14 protein-coding genes and 1 pseudogene are annotated in these 14,471 nt (G+C 48.7%); 8 read left to right on the top strand and 7 right to left on the bottom strand.

Features of this window, described 5'->3' with window-relative positions:
• Window positions 1-28: 28 nt before the first annotated feature.
• Genes hisD through hisIE form a run of 7 tightly spaced genes read left to right on the top strand, consistent with a single transcriptional unit; the run spans window position 29 to window position 6,163 of the window.
• Window positions 29-1,333, top strand: a complete 1,305-nt coding sequence (gene hisD, locus OGX97_RS20590) for a histidinol dehydrogenase (protein ID WP_191227050.1) — start codon at window positions 29-31, stop codon at window positions 1,331-1,333.
• Window positions 1,330-2,409: a histidinol-phosphate transaminase gene (gene hisC, locus OGX97_RS20595; protein WP_235127218.1), complete on the top strand. Its 1,080-nt coding sequence runs from the start codon at window positions 1,330-1,332 to the stop codon at window positions 2,407-2,409. Before hisD ends, hisC begins: the two co-directional genes overlap by 4 nt.
• Window positions 2,406-3,473: a bifunctional histidinol-phosphatase/imidazoleglycerol-phosphate dehydratase HisB gene (gene hisB / locus OGX97_RS20600; RefSeq protein WP_000080054.1), complete on the top strand. Its 1,068-nt coding sequence runs from the start codon at window positions 2,406-2,408 to the stop codon at window positions 3,471-3,473. The genes hisC and hisB overlap by 4 nt, the downstream gene beginning before the upstream one ends.
• Window positions 3,473-4,063 carry an imidazole glycerol phosphate synthase subunit HisH gene (gene hisH, locus OGX97_RS20605; protein WP_001103544.1) on the top strand — a complete coding sequence of 197 codons (591 nt, stop codon included), beginning with the start codon at window positions 3,473-3,475 and terminating at the stop codon, window positions 4,061-4,063. Before hisB ends, hisH begins: the two co-directional genes overlap by 1 nt.
• Complete coding sequence (hisA, locus tag OGX97_RS20610) at window positions 4,063-4,800, top strand: 1-(5-phosphoribosyl)-5-[(5-phosphoribosylamino)methylideneamino]imidazole-4-carboxamide isomerase (RefSeq protein WP_235127216.1); 738 nt, start codon at window positions 4,063-4,065, stop codon at window positions 4,798-4,800. The genes hisH and hisA overlap by 1 nt, the downstream gene beginning before the upstream one ends.
• Window positions 4,782-5,558 carry an imidazole glycerol phosphate synthase subunit HisF gene (gene hisF, locus OGX97_RS20615; protein WP_019077116.1) on the top strand — a complete coding sequence of 259 codons (777 nt, stop codon included), beginning with the start codon at window positions 4,782-4,784 and terminating at the stop codon, window positions 5,556-5,558. The genes hisA and hisF overlap by 19 nt, the downstream gene beginning before the upstream one ends.
• Complete coding sequence (gene hisIE, locus OGX97_RS20620) at window positions 5,552-6,163, top strand: bifunctional phosphoribosyl-AMP cyclohydrolase/phosphoribosyl-ATP diphosphatase HisIE (protein WP_174771375.1); 612 nt, start codon at window positions 5,552-5,554, stop codon at window positions 6,161-6,163. The genes hisF and hisIE overlap by 7 nt, the downstream gene beginning before the upstream one ends.
• Window positions 6,164-6,218: 55 nt before the next feature.
• Here hisIE and wzzB read toward each other — a convergent pair whose 3' ends face one another.
• Window positions 6,219-7,202 (bottom strand): LPS O-antigen chain length determinant protein WzzB, encoded by a 984-nt coding sequence (gene wzzB / locus OGX97_RS20625; RefSeq protein WP_235127209.1) that lies wholly within the window; start codon window positions 7,200-7,202, stop codon window positions 6,219-6,221.
• Window positions 7,203-7,361: 159 nt separating this feature from the next.
• Here wzzB and OGX97_RS20630 point away from each other — a divergent pair.
• Window positions 7,362-7,657, top strand: a pseudogene (locus OGX97_RS20630) (protein CapI); the annotation flags it as partial.
• Between the two features lie 60 nt (window positions 7,658-7,717).
• Here the strand turns inward: OGX97_RS20630 and ugd are convergent.
• From ugd to wbjC, 6 genes are all read right to left on the bottom strand, one after another.
• Window positions 7,718-8,884, bottom strand: a complete 1,167-nt coding sequence (ugd, locus tag OGX97_RS20635) for a UDP-glucose 6-dehydrogenase (RefSeq protein WP_218659132.1) — start codon at window positions 8,882-8,884, stop codon at window positions 7,718-7,720.
• Between the two features lie 235 nt (window positions 8,885-9,119).
• On the bottom strand, window positions 9,120-10,526 hold the full coding sequence (gene gndA, locus OGX97_RS20640) for an NADP-dependent phosphogluconate dehydrogenase (RefSeq protein WP_060683595.1): 1,407 nt from the start codon (window positions 10,524-10,526) through the stop codon (window positions 9,120-9,122).
• Window positions 10,527-10,641: 115 nt separating this feature from the next.
• Window positions 10,642-11,040, bottom strand: coding sequence for a WbuC family cupin fold metalloprotein (locus OGX97_RS20645; protein WP_235127208.1), 399 nt, complete (start codon window positions 11,038-11,040; stop codon window positions 10,642-10,644).
• Window positions 11,027-12,238, bottom strand: a complete 1,212-nt coding sequence (locus OGX97_RS20650; RefSeq protein ID WP_235127207.1) for a glycosyltransferase family 4 protein — start codon at window positions 12,236-12,238, stop codon at window positions 11,027-11,029. Before OGX97_RS20650 ends, OGX97_RS20645 begins: the two co-directional genes overlap by 14 nt.
• Entirely contained in the window at window positions 12,238-13,368 is a 1,131-nt protein-coding gene (gene wecB, locus OGX97_RS20655) for a non-hydrolyzing UDP-N-acetylglucosamine 2-epimerase (RefSeq protein WP_235127205.1), read from the bottom strand. The genes OGX97_RS20650 and wecB overlap by 1 nt, the downstream gene beginning before the upstream one ends.
• Window positions 13,368-14,471, bottom strand: coding sequence for a UDP-2-acetamido-2,6-beta-L-arabino-hexul-4-ose reductase (wbjC, locus tag OGX97_RS20660; RefSeq protein ID WP_235127594.1), 1,104 nt, complete (start codon window positions 14,469-14,471; stop codon window positions 13,368-13,370). Before wbjC ends, wecB begins: the two co-directional genes overlap by 1 nt.

A 14,471-nucleotide genomic window follows, 5' to 3' on the forward strand; every position in this document is an offset into this window, starting at 1 on the left:
GGCAACACCCGATAATGGAGTAACGACCATGAGCTTCAATACCCTGATTGACTGGAATAGCTGTAGCCCCGAGCAGCAGCGCGAACTGCTGATGCGCCCGGCCATTTCCGCCTCTGAAAGCATTAGCCGCACAGTGGCTGAGATCCTTGAGAACGTCAAAAATAACGGCGACCGGGCGCTGCGTGAATACAGCGCAAAGTTCGATAAAACCGAGGTTGGCGCGCTGCGCGTGACCGAGGAAGAAATCCAGCAAGCCAGCAGTCGCCTGAGCGACGAACTGAAACAAGCCATGCAGGCGGCGGTGCGTAATATCGATACTTTCCACACCGCGCAGATCCTGCCGCCGGTGGATATCGAAACCCAGCCGGGTGTGCGTTGCCAGCAGGTTACCCGCCCTATCGCTTCCGTGGGCCTGTATATTCCTGGAGGTTCGGCGCCGCTGTTTTCTACCGTATTAATGCTGGCGACCCCGGCGCGCATCGCCGGTTGCAAAAAAGTGGTACTGTGCTCACCGCCGCCGATTGCCGATGAAATCCTCTACGCCGCGCAGCTGTGTGGCGTAAAAGAGGTGTTTAATGTAGGCGGCGCGCAGGCTATTGCCGCGCTGGCGCTGGGCACCGAATCTATTCCTAAGGTTGATAAAATCTTCGGGCCGGGCAATGCGTATGTGACCGAAGCCAAACGCCAGGTCAGCCAGCGTCTTGACGGCGCGGCCATCGACATGCCTGCAGGCCCGTCAGAAGTGCTGGTTATCGCCGACAGCGGCGCGACGCCGGACTTTGTTGCCTCTGACCTGCTATCTCAGGCAGAACACGGCCCCGACTCGCAGGTTATCCTTCTGACGCCAGACGCTACGCTTGCCGAAGGCGTTGCCAAAGCCGTTGAACGCCAGCTTGCTGAGCTTTCCCGCGCAGAGACCGCACGTCAGGCACTCTCCGCCAGCCGCTTAATCGTGGCGAAAGATCTGGCGCAGTGCGTTGAAATATCTAACGCCTACGGTCCGGAACACCTGATTATTCAGACTCGCAACGCGCGTGAACTGGTTGATGAGATCACTAGCGCCGGTTCGGTGTTCCTCGGCGACTGGTCGCCGGAATCCGCAGGCGACTATGCTTCTGGCACCAACCACGTTCTTCCGACCTACGGCTATACCGCGACCTGCTCAAGCCTTGGGCTGGCTGATTTCCAGAAACGGATGACCGTACAGGAATTAAACCCACAAGGTTTCTCGGCCCTGGCCTCAACCATTGAAATACTGGCCGCTGCTGAACGACTGACTGCCCACAAAAATGCCGTCACCCTGCGCGTTAACGCCCTGAAGGAGCAAGCATGAGCACTGACAACTTTCTCAGCGTCACTGATTTAGCTCGTAAGAATGTTCGCGAGTTAACACCCTATCAGTCTGCCCGTCGTCTCGGTGGTAACGGCGATGTCTGGCTCAACGCGAATGAGTACCCAACCGCCGTTGAGTTCCAGCTCACTCAGCAAACGCTGAACCGCTACCCTGAATGCCAGCCGAAAGCGGTGATTGAGAATTACGCGCAGTATGCTGACGTCAAACCGGAGCAGGTACTGGTCAGCCGCGGCGCAGATGAAGGGATCGAACTGCTGGTGCGCGCTTTTTGCGAACCCGGTAAAGATGCCATTCTCTACTGCCCGCCGACTTACGGCATGTACAGCGTCAGCGCCGAAACGATTGGCGTTGAGTGCCGCACCGTTCCGACCCTTGATAACTGGCAACTGGATTTGCAAGGCATCGCGGACAAGCTTGATGGCGTGAAGGTGGTCTACGTATGCAGCCCTAATAACCCAACCGGCCAGCTAATTAACCCGCAGGATCTGCGTTCACTGCTCGAAATGGCGCAGGGTAAAGCTATTGTGGTCGCTGATGAGGCCTATATCGAGTTTTGCCCACAGGCCACGCTGGCAGGCTGGCTGTCTGAGTATCCGCATCTGGTGATATTACGCACGTTGTCCAAAGCGTTTGCGCTCGCCGGTTTACGCTGCGGGTTTACGCTGGCGAATGAAGAGGTTATCAATCTGCTGTTAAAAGTGATTGCCCCTTACCCACTCTCTACGCCGGTGGCAGATATCGCCGCCCAGGCGCTGACGCCGCAAGGGATTTCCGCCATGCGTAAACGCGTAGAGCAGATCCTGCAAGAACGTCAGTATCTGGTAGATAACCTGAAAACAATTCGCTGTGTAGAGCAGGTATTCGATTCTGAAACCAACTATGTTCTGGCGCGCTTCACTGCCTCCAGCAGCGTATTTAAATCTTTGTGGGATCAGGGCATTATCTTACGAGATCAGAATAAACAACCTTCGTTAAGCGGCTGCCTGCGAATTACTGTCGGAACCCGTGAAGAGAGCCAGCGCGTCATTGACGCCTTACGTGCGGAGCAAGTATGAGCCAGAAGTATCTTTTTATTGACCGTGATGGAACCCTGATTTCCGAACCGCCAAGTGACTTTCAGGTCGATCGCTTTGACAAACTTGCCTTCGAGCCGGAAGTTGTTCCCGTTTTACTGAAACTGCAAAAAGCAGGTTTTAAGCTGGTTATGATCACTAACCAGGATGGACTCGGAACCCAGAGTTTCCCGCAGGCTGATTTTGACGGTCCGCATAACCTGATGATGCAAATTTTCACCTCTCAGGGCGTAACGTTTGATGAGGTATTGATCTGCCCGCACTTGCCAGCGGACGAGTGTGATTGCCGTAAGCCAAAAGTGAAGCTGGTTGAACAGTATCTGGTTGAACAGGCCATGGATATGGCGAACAGCTACGTCATTGGTGATCGGGCGACCGATATTCAGCTCGCTGAAAACATGGGCATTAGCGGATTGCGTTACCATCGCGATACCCTGAACTGGGCTATGATCGGCGAGCAGTTGACCAAACGTGACCGCTACGCACACGTTGAGCGCAATACCAAAGAAACGCAGATTGACGTCAAAGTCTGGCTGGACCGCGAAGGCCGCAGCAAAATCAATACTGGCGTTGGCTTCTTTGACCACATGCTGGATCAAATCGCCACCCACGGCGGTTTTCGCATGGAGATTGCCGTCAAGGGCGATCTGTATATAGACGATCACCACACCGTTGAAGATACCGGTCTGGCGCTGGGCGAAGCCTTAAAGCTGGCGTTAGGCGATAAGCGCGGCATCAATCGTTTTGGTTTTGTACTGCCGATGGATGAGTGCCTGGCACGTTGCGCGCTGGATATCTCCGGCCGCCCACACCTGGAGTACCGCGCGGAGTTTACCTACCAGCGCGTGGGCGATCTGAGCACGGAGATGATCGAACACTTCTTCCGTTCACTCTCTTACACTATGGGCGTCACCCTGCACCTGAAAACCAAAGGCAAAAATGACCACCACCGTGTGGAGAGCCTGTTTAAAGCCTTTGGCCGTACGCTGCGTCAGGCGATTCGTGTAGAAGGCGACACGCTGCCCTCCTCAAAAGGAGTGCTGTAATGAACGTGGTGATTCTGGACACCGGTTGCGCCAACCTGCACTCGGTAAAATCCGCCGTCGCACGCCACGGATACGACCCGGTTGTCAGCCGTGACCCGGACGTGGTGCTGCGCGCCGATAAACTGTTTCTGCCGGGCGTCGGCACCGCGCAGGCGGCTATGGACCAGTTGCACGAGCGCGAACTGATTGAACTGATTAAAGCCTGTACTCAACCGGTACTGGGGATCTGTTTAGGTATGCAACTGCTGGGCCGTCGCAGCGAAGAGAGTAACGGCGTCTCCCTACTGGGCATTATTGAGCAGGACGTCCCGAAGATGACCGATTTCGGTCTGCCGCTGCCGCATATGGGCTGGAATCGCGTCTATCCGCAGGCGGGAAATCGTCTGTTCCAGGGCATTGAAGATGGCGCCTATTTCTACTTTGTACACAGCTACGCTATGCCAGTAAACCCGTGGACCATCGCCCAGTGCAATTACGGCGAACCGTTTACCGCGGCAGTACAAAAGGACAATTTCTTTGGCGTACAGTTTCACCCGGAACGTTCGGGCGCGGCTGGGGCACAGTTGCTGAAAAACTTTCTGGAGATGTAATGATTATTCCGGCATTAGATTTAATCGACGGCACGGTGGTGCGTCTTCATCAGGGCGATTACGCTAAGCAACGTGATTACGGCAACGATCCTCTCCCCCGTTTGCAGGATTATGCCGCCCAGGGTGCTGAAGTGCTGCACCTGGTAGATTTAACCGGCGCGAAAGACCCGGCACAGCGCCAGATCCCGCTGATCAAAACGCTGGTCGCTGGCGTCAATGTTCCGGTACAGGTTGGCGGCGGCGTGCGTACGGAAGCAGACGTGGCGGCGCTTCTTGACGCAGGTGTGGCGCGCGTGGTGGTGGGTTCGACGGCGGTAAAATCCCCCGAGATAGTCAAGAGCTGGTTTGCCCGTTTTGGTGCCGATGCGCTGGTACTGGCGCTGGACGTTCGTATTGACGAGCACGGGAATAAACAGGTTGCGGTCAGTGGCTGGCAGGAAGATTCCGGGGTTTCACTGGAAGAACTGGTTGAGACCTATTTACCCGTCGGCCTGAAGCACGTGCTGTGCACCGATATCTCCCGCGACGGTACACTGGCAGGCTCAAACGTCGCACTGTATGAAGAAGTGTGCGCCAAATATCCGCAGGTGGCGTTTCAGTCATCTGGCGGCATTGGCGGAATCGAGGACGTAGCAGCCCTGCGCGGGACCGGTGTTCGTGGTGTGATCGTCGGACGCGCCCTGCTGGAAGGAAACTTCACCGTTGAGGAGGCCATTCAATGCTGGCAAAACGCATAATTCCTTGTCTGGACGTCCGTGATGGGCAGGTGGTAAAAGGCGTCCAGTTCCGTAATCACGAGATTATTGGCGACATTGTCCCGCTGGCAAAACGCTATGCCGATGAAGGCGCAGATGAACTGGTGTTCTACGATATCACCGCTTCCAGCGATGGCCGCGTAGTGGATAAAAGCTGGGTATCACGCGTGGCGGAAGTGATCGATATTCCGTTCTGTGTTGCCGGTGGCATTAAATCCATCGACGATGCGGCGCGCATTCTCTCCTTCGGGGCGGACAAAATCTCCATCAACTCCCCGGCGCTGGCCGAACCGGAACTTATCACCCGTCTGGCTGATCGCTTTGGCGTGCAGTGCATCGTGGTGGGCATTGATACCTGGTATGACGCCGAAACCGGCAAATATCATGTAAATCAGTATACCGGAGATGAAAGCCGTACCCGCGTCACTCAGTGGGAAACACTGGACTGGGTGCAGGAGGTCCAAAAGCGCGGCGCGGGCGAAATCGTCCTGAACATGATGAACCAGGACGGCGTACGTAACGGTTATGACCTGGAACAACTGAAAAAAGTGCGTGACGTTTGCCACGTCCCGCTGATTGCCTCCGGTGGCGCGGGCACTATGGAACACTTCCTCGAAGCCTTCCGGGATGCCGACGTTGACGGCGCGCTTGCCGCCTCCGTCTTCCACAAACAAATTATCAATATTGGCGAATTAAAAGCGTACCTGGCAACACAGGGCGTGGAGATCAGGATATGTTAACGAAGCAACAATGCCGCGAGCTGGACTGGGAAAAAACCGACGGACTGATGCCAGTCATCGTGCAGCATGCGGTTTCCGGTGAGGTGCTGATGCTGGGTTATATGAACCCGGAGGCGCTGGATAAAACGCTCGAAAGCGGCAAAGTGACCTTTTTCTCGCGGACCAAACAGCGCCTGTGGACCAAAGGAGAAACCTCCGGTCACTTCCTGAATGTGGTGAACATTGCGCCTGACTGCGACAACGACACCCTGCTGGTGCTGGTTAACCCGATTGGCCCGACCTGCCATAAAGGCACCTCAAGCTGCTTTGGTGACTCCAGCCACCAGTGGCTGTTTTTGTATCAGCTTGAACAACTGCTGGCCGAACGTAAAACCGCTGACCCAGCCAGCTCCTACACCGCGAAACTGTATGCCAGCGGCACCAAACGCATCGCGCAGAAAGTGGGCGAAGAAGGCGTAGAAACCGCGCTGGCCGCGACCGTTAACGACCGTTTTGAGCTGACAAATGAAGCTTCTGATCTCATGTATCACCTGCTGGTGCTGCTGCAGGACCAGGACCTCGACCTGACGACGGTGATTGAGAATTTACGCAAACGTCATCAGTAAGTTGCAGACGTAAAAAAACCGGGCAGAGCCCGGTTTTTTGTTATCAGCTTTAGACTTACTCAGCTTTGGCTTTGTAACCACGCAGAGCATTTCGCCCCAGCACCACACCGGCACCAATCATCCCACCGAGCAGAACCGCCAGCACGAGGGTAATCGCTTTTTTCGGGCTGTCACGGCGAATAGGTAACGTTGGTTTCATCACATAGCGGTAGGCGTGTAACTCAGCCCCTTCAAGCTTAAGATTTTCAATATCCAAAAGCTTTTGCTTGGTCTGGAAGTAGTTATCAGACAATATCAAAGGACGTGTAGATTCGTGCTCAATCATGGACTTCAGGGCATCACTACCCAACAGGAACATACTGTCCTGCGTCACATCCTGCGTCTGCTGAATTTGCGGCTTAATCACCCCGGCCTGCTCTGCATAACGCAGCGCTTCCTGAATTTGTTTAATTCGCAGATCTTTTTGCTCCTGAGCGACCACTTCCTGAGTTTTCAAAGAGTCCTGAAGCGTGGTTTTTTGCAACTTGATATTATCAACCAGGTCAAGCTCCAGCTCTTTAGCGACCTTTTCATCTGTTTGTTGAATGTATTCGGCAAGCTGACGCTGAGCGTCTTCTGGTGAACTACCCACATAAGAAACCGCCAACGGCAGCGGTTGACCTTTAACAGATTGTTCAATTGACAGTTTCTGTGGTTCTTCCTGATTATCAAGCGTTTCAGCCAATGCAGAGAGAGAAGTACTGAAACGACCAACCACGTTTGTCTGCAGTTCAGTAGCCTTGGGGGCGCTGACACCATACAACACATTGAGGGCGTTGTTATATGTGGCGATCTGACCCACATCCGGTTGAGTAATAATGGCTGTTGAGGTCCATTTCTCCTTAGCAACTGCCAGATAGCCCACAGCAAGCACTATGGCAACAACAATCGCGATAACGATTGTTACTTTCCCACGCCATAACTGTACCAGTAAATCAATCAGATCAATCTGTTCCGGATCGTGACTGCGTCCAGACATGTTGTTATCACTTACAGACATAGAAACCCTAGATAAGGAAAGACTTAAACTGGGATTAGTTTAGCTATAAATTGCGGCAATGCCATAGGATTAATGATAAAAAAATCAAATTGTTTCAGGGATTTTGATTGGTATTTCAAACACTACTGGAATACGATACGTTTTAAAAAGTGGACTGATGCAGACACGCAATGGACCGTAGAGACGCGCAAGCCCGCAGCCAGCATGCGCCCTATCACGTCGACAATATCGGCAATAGTTAACCGGTTGAGCTAATGGACTATATCCAGGCTCTGGAAGATGCACTGAGTATTGAAGCGAAGAAAAATATGCTACCGCTACCGCCAGGTGATGTGCTGGAAACCAGCGCGGACACTAAAGCACTGTATGAGGTAATTGGTTTTAAACCTGAAACCACGGTAAAAGATGGGGTGAAGAACTTTGTTGACTGGTACCGTGATTTCTACAAAGTTTGATTACTGGCCTGATTAAAATAAAAAAGGCCTTATATTAAGGCCTTTTTTATGGAGACGAGATTAATCACTACCAAACAAATCGCGGGTATAAACTTTATCGGCAACATCAGCTAATTCTGACACCATGCGGTTAGAAATAATAATATCTGCTTCATTTTTGAACACATTAAGATCACGCACTACCCGAGAGTGGAAAAATTCGTCCTCTTCCACGACGGGTTCGTAAATAATCACGGGCACGCCCTTTGCCTTAATGCGCTTCATGATGCCCTGAATGGATGATGCACGGAAATTATCGGAACCGCTTTTCATAATTAAACGGTATACGCCAACTACTTTAGGTTGACGGGCAAGAATAGAGTCTGCAATGAAGTCCTTACGCGTACGGTTAGCATCAACGATTGCGCCAATAATGTTATTCGGCACAGATGCATAATTCGCCAACAGCTGCTTAGTATCTTTTGGCAAGCAGTACCCACCGTAACCGAATGACGGGTTATTGTAGTGATTACCGATACGGGGATCCAGGCACACGCCTTCAATAATCTGCCGTGAGTTCAGACCAAGGCTTTCGGCATAGCTATCCAGTTCGTTAAAGTAGGCCACACGTAACGCCAGATAGGTGTTAGCGAACAACTTGATGGCTTCGGCTTCAGTCGAGTCGGTAAATAAGGTCGGGATATCTTTCTTCACCGCACCTTCCAGCAGCAACCCGGCAAAGCGCTCGGCACGTTCAGAACGTTCACCAATAACGATACGAGACGGGTGCAGGTTGTCGTATAGAGCTTTACCCTCACGCAGGAATTCAGGGGAGAAGATGATATTATCTGTTCTATATTTTTGACGCATTGATTGAGTAAAACCGACAGGAACTGTCGATTTTATTATCATTAAGGCATCTGGATTTATTTCAATAACATCCTGTATGACTGACTCGACACTGCTAGTATCAAAGTAATTAGTTTTAGGATCGTAGTCTGTTGGGGTTGCAATAATGACAAACTCTGCACTCTGATAAGCGTAGTATTTATCTAGTGTAGCTTCGAATTTTATATCTTTAGATTGCAGATACTGTTCAATTTCTTGATCAACTATCGGAGACATCCGATTATTTAGCATCTCGACACGTGAGGGAACAATGTCCAGAGCAATGACCTTATGATGTTGAGCGATAAGAAGACTATTTGACAGACCAACATACCCAGTACCAGAAATGGCGATTTTCATTTCATGCTCTCAGTATTATCTTAATATTTAATCATGATGCCGTACATCTTGATAAGAGAATAATGTTTTAACTTTTTTTTGAATATCATGTCAACGATGGTTAAAACAATTAAGATTTTCTTTATCAGATTACGCCTGGAATATTAAGAAAACATTAAGCAATCAACTTAAATTAATAGAATTTGAGATAAAAAAAAGCCCGGTCAAAAATCCGGGCTAGTGTACGTTAGAAGACTTACTCCATCCATTCGGTGTGGAATACACCTTCTTTATCAGTGCGTTTATACGTGTGCGCACCGAAGTAGTCACGCTGGGCCTGGATCAGGTTAGCCGGCAGTACCGCAGAACGGTAGCTATCGTAGTAGGCTACTGCTGCAGAGAAGGTCGGTACCGGAATACCGTTCTGCACAGCGTAAGCGACAACATCACGCAGCGCTTGCTGATATTCGTCAGCGATATTTTTGAAGTACGGAGCCAACAGCAGGTTCGCGATACCTTTGTTTTCAGCATAAGCGTCAGTGATTTTCTGCAGGAACTGCGCGCGAATGATGCAACCCGCGCGGAAGATCTTCGCGATTTCACCGTAGTTCAGATCCCAGTTGTACTCGTCGGACGCGGCACGCAGCTGAGAGAAGCCCTGTGCGTAGGAGACGATTTTACCCAGGTACAGCGCGCGACGGACTTTCTCAATGAACTCGGCTTTATCGCCGGCCAGTTGAGCCTGCGGGCCGGACAGCACTTTAGATGCCGCAACGCGCTGGTCTTTCAGAGAAGAGATGTAGCGCGCGAATACAGACTCGGTGATCAGTGACAGCGGTTCGCCCAGATCCAGAGAGCTCTGGCTGGTCCATTTACCGGTACCTTTGTTCGCCGCTTCGTCCAGGATCACGTCAACCAGGTATTTACCCTCTTCATCTTTTTTGGTGAAGATGTCTTTAGTGATGTCGATCAGGTAGCTGCTCAACTCGCCTTCATTCCACTCGGTGAAGGTGGTAGCCAGCTCTTCGTTAGACAGATTCAGGCCGCCTTTCAACAGGGAATAGGCTTCTGCAATCAGCTGCATGTCGCCGTATTCGATACCGTTGTGAACCATCTTCACGTAATGACCCGCGCCGTCAGCGCCGATGTAGGTCACGCACGGCTCACCATCTTCCGCCACCGCAGCAATTTTGGTCAGGATCGGCGCAACCAGTTCGTAGGCTTCTTTCTGTCCACCAGGCATGATGGACGGGCCTTTCAGTGCGCCCTCTTCACCGCCGGATACGCCGGTACCGATGAAGTTAAAGCCTTCAGCAGACAATTCGCGGTTACGACGAATGGTATCCTGGAAGAAGGTATTACCACCATCAATGATGATGTCGCCTTTATCCAGATACGGCTTCAGGGAATCGATGGCAGCATCGGTGCCAGCGCCCGCTTTCACCATTAACAGGATACGACGTGGGGTTTCAAGAGACTCGACGAACTCTTTCACCGTGTAATAAGGAACCAGTTTCTTACCCGGGTTCTCGGCAACAACTTCTTCAGTTTTCTCGCGGGAGCGGTTGAAGATGGAGACGGTATAACCACGGCTTTCGATGTTGAGCGCCAGGTTGCGCCCCATCACTGCCATACCGACGACGCCGATCTGTTGCTTGGACATTACATACTCCTGTCAGGTGTGGTCACCGCGCAGCATGTGCGCGGCTTAAAATGTGGTATAGATGTTAACTCATGTTTAGCTTGGGCAGATAGCGGAAGATGCGTTCAAACAGGCATCACACGAACGATTTTGCAAAAGAAGGGTCGAATGGTCCTTCTTTCACTTCCATCATAAGTGCGCGCGGAGACAGGCATTCAACACTGTGTATATCTCCTGGAGAAAACTCCACAATACTAATTTCGGTATTATCTCCTGCAACAAATTGCTTTATAACTTCGCCATTTTTACTATGCAAACAAACCTGCAGTTGCCCCTGCAAAACAATGAACATTTCCCACTGATGAGGAAGTTCGTGATAATGCGGTTCCACATAGCTGCCCTTGACTAATGCAATGAGTAACCGCTGTACCTTTTCTTGATGCGATTCATGCATCAAAAGATGGGAGCGCAAACGTTCTGATTGCTCGGCTTGATCGTATAATTCGTCAATTTGGTTATTATCAACTAACCGCATTGTATGCCTCCAGTCTCATTTCTATCGTCTGCGCTGCAGACTCAACAGAGAATTCCGCTTTCAACAACACATTTGCGCCTAAACCAAGTTGGCGGCGAACATTAACATCATTCAGCATTACCAGCGCAGATTGGCATAGTTTATCATCCTCACCATTGACATGTATTAATCCAGCGTTATTTTGATTGACGATGTCAAGCAAATCATTTCCAGCATTCACACTGCCTAAAATAGGTAGAGACTGAACCATATAACCTAGCAACTTACCGGGGAAATTATGGGAAGAGTGTTTAGCGGAAAGAGAAAACAAGCCTATATCCATTTCTGATAAAATGAATTTAAATTCATCCTGATTAACCGAGGCCAAATAGGTAAAATTCGTCAATGCCCACTCAGCAGCCAAGGAATTAATTAATTCAACTTCATCACCCTGACCAATAAAAAGGAAATGAGCCTGCGGATATGCCGCCATGTTTCTCACAAGGCGCATCAAGTTTGCCATATCCTGTGCATGACCGATGTTTCCACCATAGAAGAAAATGATTTTATCTTCAAGGCCAAGTCGCTTACGCAGTGGTATATAATCCTTGGGTAAGACGGTTGGAGTTAGGGATGCCCAATTACGAAGAACTTCGCATGGATAACCCTTATTTGTCATCCGAAAAACCTCAAGATTCTTATCAGACATAAGTCCAATACGATTAGCCTGACGATAAGATATTCTTTCAAAAAGACGAAAATAGCGTTCTATGGGGGAACCTGCATTAAGCATCCCTGCATCAATTACCCATTGGGGAAACATATCTCTTAAGATAAGATAGGCTGGACATTGGCAACGGGACTTTAATTTTTTAACCAAATACCCCCAGAATATAGAAGGTGAGTAATAAACCACTCCATCAAAGGTCTCTTTATTTACCCGATTTTTGATGGCTTTCCACGCGCGATAAGACAAAAGTGTTTCATTGATCGCTCGTCGAATTTTACTTACATCCTTGAGCGGTCCACTTTTAAAACGCCATGTTTTGACCCCCTGGAAGGTATCAAAAGAAATATCTTCTTGCATGCCCGTATCAGGAGTAATTACCGTAACATCGTGTCCACGATGAATAAATTCCTGAGCCAAGTCATGGAACATTTTTGCACCAACACGAGTACTGTTGGGAAGGTAATCATCTATGATTAAAGCAAGTTTCATCAATATTCTTTCCAGACAACTCTCTTAACATAATCCGTGTAAGAGTGAACAATTCTAACAACTTTATCCGATACATTCGGCATGCTGTAATCACTAACCTGACGTAAAAGACGGACTTTGCCACGCGGTTGTGTTGCCAGAATGTCCAGCGCCTGTAGTACGCGCTCACACTCCAACCCCACCATCATGACGGATGCTTCTTCAAAGCCCTCTGGACGCTCGTGCGCTTCCCGAATGTTTATCGCAGGGAAATTCATGATGGATGACTCTTCAGTGATAGTGCCGCTATCTGAAAGCACAGCACGTGAGTTTTTCTGTAAGTGGTTATAATCATGAAAACCCAGTGGTTTCAGTAGATTTATATTTGGGTGAAATTCAATTCCTTGTTCATTTATTCGGTTACGTGTCCGTGGGTGTGTGGAAACAATTACTGGAAGATTATATTTTTCAGCAATAGTGTTTAGAATGTTCGCAAATTTTACGAGCTGTTTAGGAGAATCAACATTCTCTTCACGATGCGCACTGACAACAAAAAATTCACCAGACCGTAGATTCAAACGCGAGAGTACATCTGAATCATCAATTTGGGGCATATAATATGAAAGTACCTCAAACATGGGGCTACCAGTTTTTATGATCCTATCAGCTGGGATACCTTCAGCTAAGAGATATTCACGAGCAATATCACTGTAGGTCATATTGATATCAGCCGTATGGTCAACAATACGCCTGTTGGTTTCTTCAGGCACGCGTTGATCGAAACAACGGTTACCTGCTTCCATATGAAAGATAGGCACTTTACGACGTTTGGCCGGAATGGCAGAAATACATGAATTGGTATCTCCCAACACCAGCATTGCTTCAGGTTTTTCGATTTCTATTACTTCATCTACCTTAATAATAACCTGGCCAATAGTTTCCGCCGCATTTTTACCCGCTGCATTTAAAAAATAATCAGGTTTTCGAACACCCAAGTCATTAAAAAATACTTCATTTAATTCGTAATCATAATTTTGACCAGTATGGACAAGAATATGATCGCAGTGTTCATCAAGCTTAGCAAGAACTCTCGACAAACGGATAATCTCAGGACGGGTCCCAACAACAGACATAACTTTTAATTTATTCATTATAGAGGTCTCGCAATAGTATCAGGCTCATCACGGTTGAAAATTTCATTTGCCCAGAGCATGACTATTAATTCATCAGTTCCAATATTTGTAATGTCATGTGTCCAACCAGGGACTGTTTCAACAATCTTAAACTCATCAAATGAAACTTTCAGTTCATATCGCTCACCGGTAATCACATGTTCAAATTTAAAGCATGCCTGACCTCGAATGACCAAGAACTTCTCATTTTTACTGTGATGGTAGTGTCCGCCACGCGTAATACCTGGGTGAGCAGTAAAAAATGAAAATTGCCCCGCTGAAGGCGTTTTCAGCATCTCACAAAAGACTCCGCGAGCATCCCCATAAGAAGGTACCTTGTATGCAAACTTCTCTGCTGGTAGATAACTCAGCCATGTAGAATACAATGCACGGATAAATCCCGTCCCGACAGCTTCTGTGATTAGGGTGGAACGGCTATTTTTGAAGCTATAAATTAATTCTGCAACTTCACCAACTGTAGTTGAATAAATTGCCGCAACAACTTTATATCCGCTTTCAACCGTCCCAGAGAGAAGAGCTATCGCATCAGTACAAACATCATCAATATAAACCAGATTGACTGGCGCTGATGCATCATTGATAGTAATGTCAATATCATTGGCAATGTTATGGCAAAAAGTCGCTACAAAAGAATTATAGTTTGGCTGGCACCATTTACCAAAAACGTTTGGATATCTGAAAATATAATATGGAGAACCACTAATAGCGGCATACTTTTCGATATGTCTTTCAGCCATAGCTTTACTTAATCCATAAGCATTATTAAGTTCAGCTTGTATCGAAGAACTTAGCATAATTGGTGTATTCTTTTCAATAGAAAGGAGATACTCAACTATGTACTTAGTTAAATCACTATTTCCAGAAATAAATTCATCATCAGTCTTAGGTCTATTGATACCAGCTAAGTGATAAATAAAATCAGCATCCTGTAAACCGCGTTCAAGATCTTGATTTGTTGAATCTCGATCAATTCTGATGAGATTCTTATAACCGAGTTCCTCAAGCCTCAAACATAAATTACGACCAATAAAACCATTTGCACCAGTAATCAATATTCTCAT

The organism is Citrobacter sp. Cpo061, assembly GCF_030332845.1.
Classification (GTDB): Bacteria; Pseudomonadota; Gammaproteobacteria; order Enterobacterales; family Enterobacteriaceae; genus Citrobacter; species Citrobacter portucalensis.

Coding starts and splice junctions, on each gene's coding strand:
- hisD (WP_191227050.1), top strand. CDS start 29: ATGAGCTTCAATACCCTGATTGACTGGAATAGCTGTAGCCCCGAGCAG.
- hisC (WP_235127218.1), top strand. CDS start 1,330: ATGAGCACTGACAACTTTCTCAGCGTCACTGATTTAGCTCGTAAGAAT.
- hisB (WP_000080054.1), top strand. CDS start 2,406: ATGAGCCAGAAGTATCTTTTTATTGACCGTGATGGAACCCTGATTTCC.
- hisH (WP_001103544.1), top strand. CDS start 3,473: ATGAACGTGGTGATTCTGGACACCGGTTGCGCCAACCTGCACTCGGTA.
- hisA (WP_235127216.1), top strand. CDS start 4,063: ATGATTATTCCGGCATTAGATTTAATCGACGGCACGGTGGTGCGTCTT.
- hisF (WP_019077116.1), top strand. CDS start 4,782: ATGCTGGCAAAACGCATAATTCCTTGTCTGGACGTCCGTGATGGGCAG.
- hisIE (WP_174771375.1), top strand. CDS start 5,552: ATGTTAACGAAGCAACAATGCCGCGAGCTGGACTGGGAAAAAACCGAC.
- wzzB (WP_235127209.1), bottom strand. CDS start 7,202: ATGTCTGTAAGTGATAACAACATGTCTGGACGCAGTCACGATCCGGAA.
- ugd (WP_218659132.1), bottom strand. CDS start 8,884: ATGAAAATCGCCATTTCTGGTACTGGGTATGTTGGTCTGTCAAATAGT.
- gndA (WP_060683595.1), bottom strand. CDS start 10,526: ATGTCCAAGCAACAGATCGGCGTCGTCGGTATGGCAGTGATGGGGCGC.
- OGX97_RS20645 (WP_235127208.1), bottom strand. CDS start 11,040: ATGCGGTTAGTTGATAATAACCAAATTGACGAATTATACGATCAAGCC.
- OGX97_RS20650 (WP_235127207.1), bottom strand. CDS start 12,238: ATGAAACTTGCTTTAATCATAGATGATTACCTTCCCAACAGTACTCGT.
- wecB (WP_235127205.1), bottom strand. CDS start 13,368: ATGAATAAATTAAAAGTTATGTCTGTTGTTGGGACCCGTCCTGAGATT.
- wbjC (WP_235127594.1), bottom strand. CDS start 14,471: ATGAGAATATTGATTACTGGTGCAAATGGTTTTATTGGTCGTAATTTA.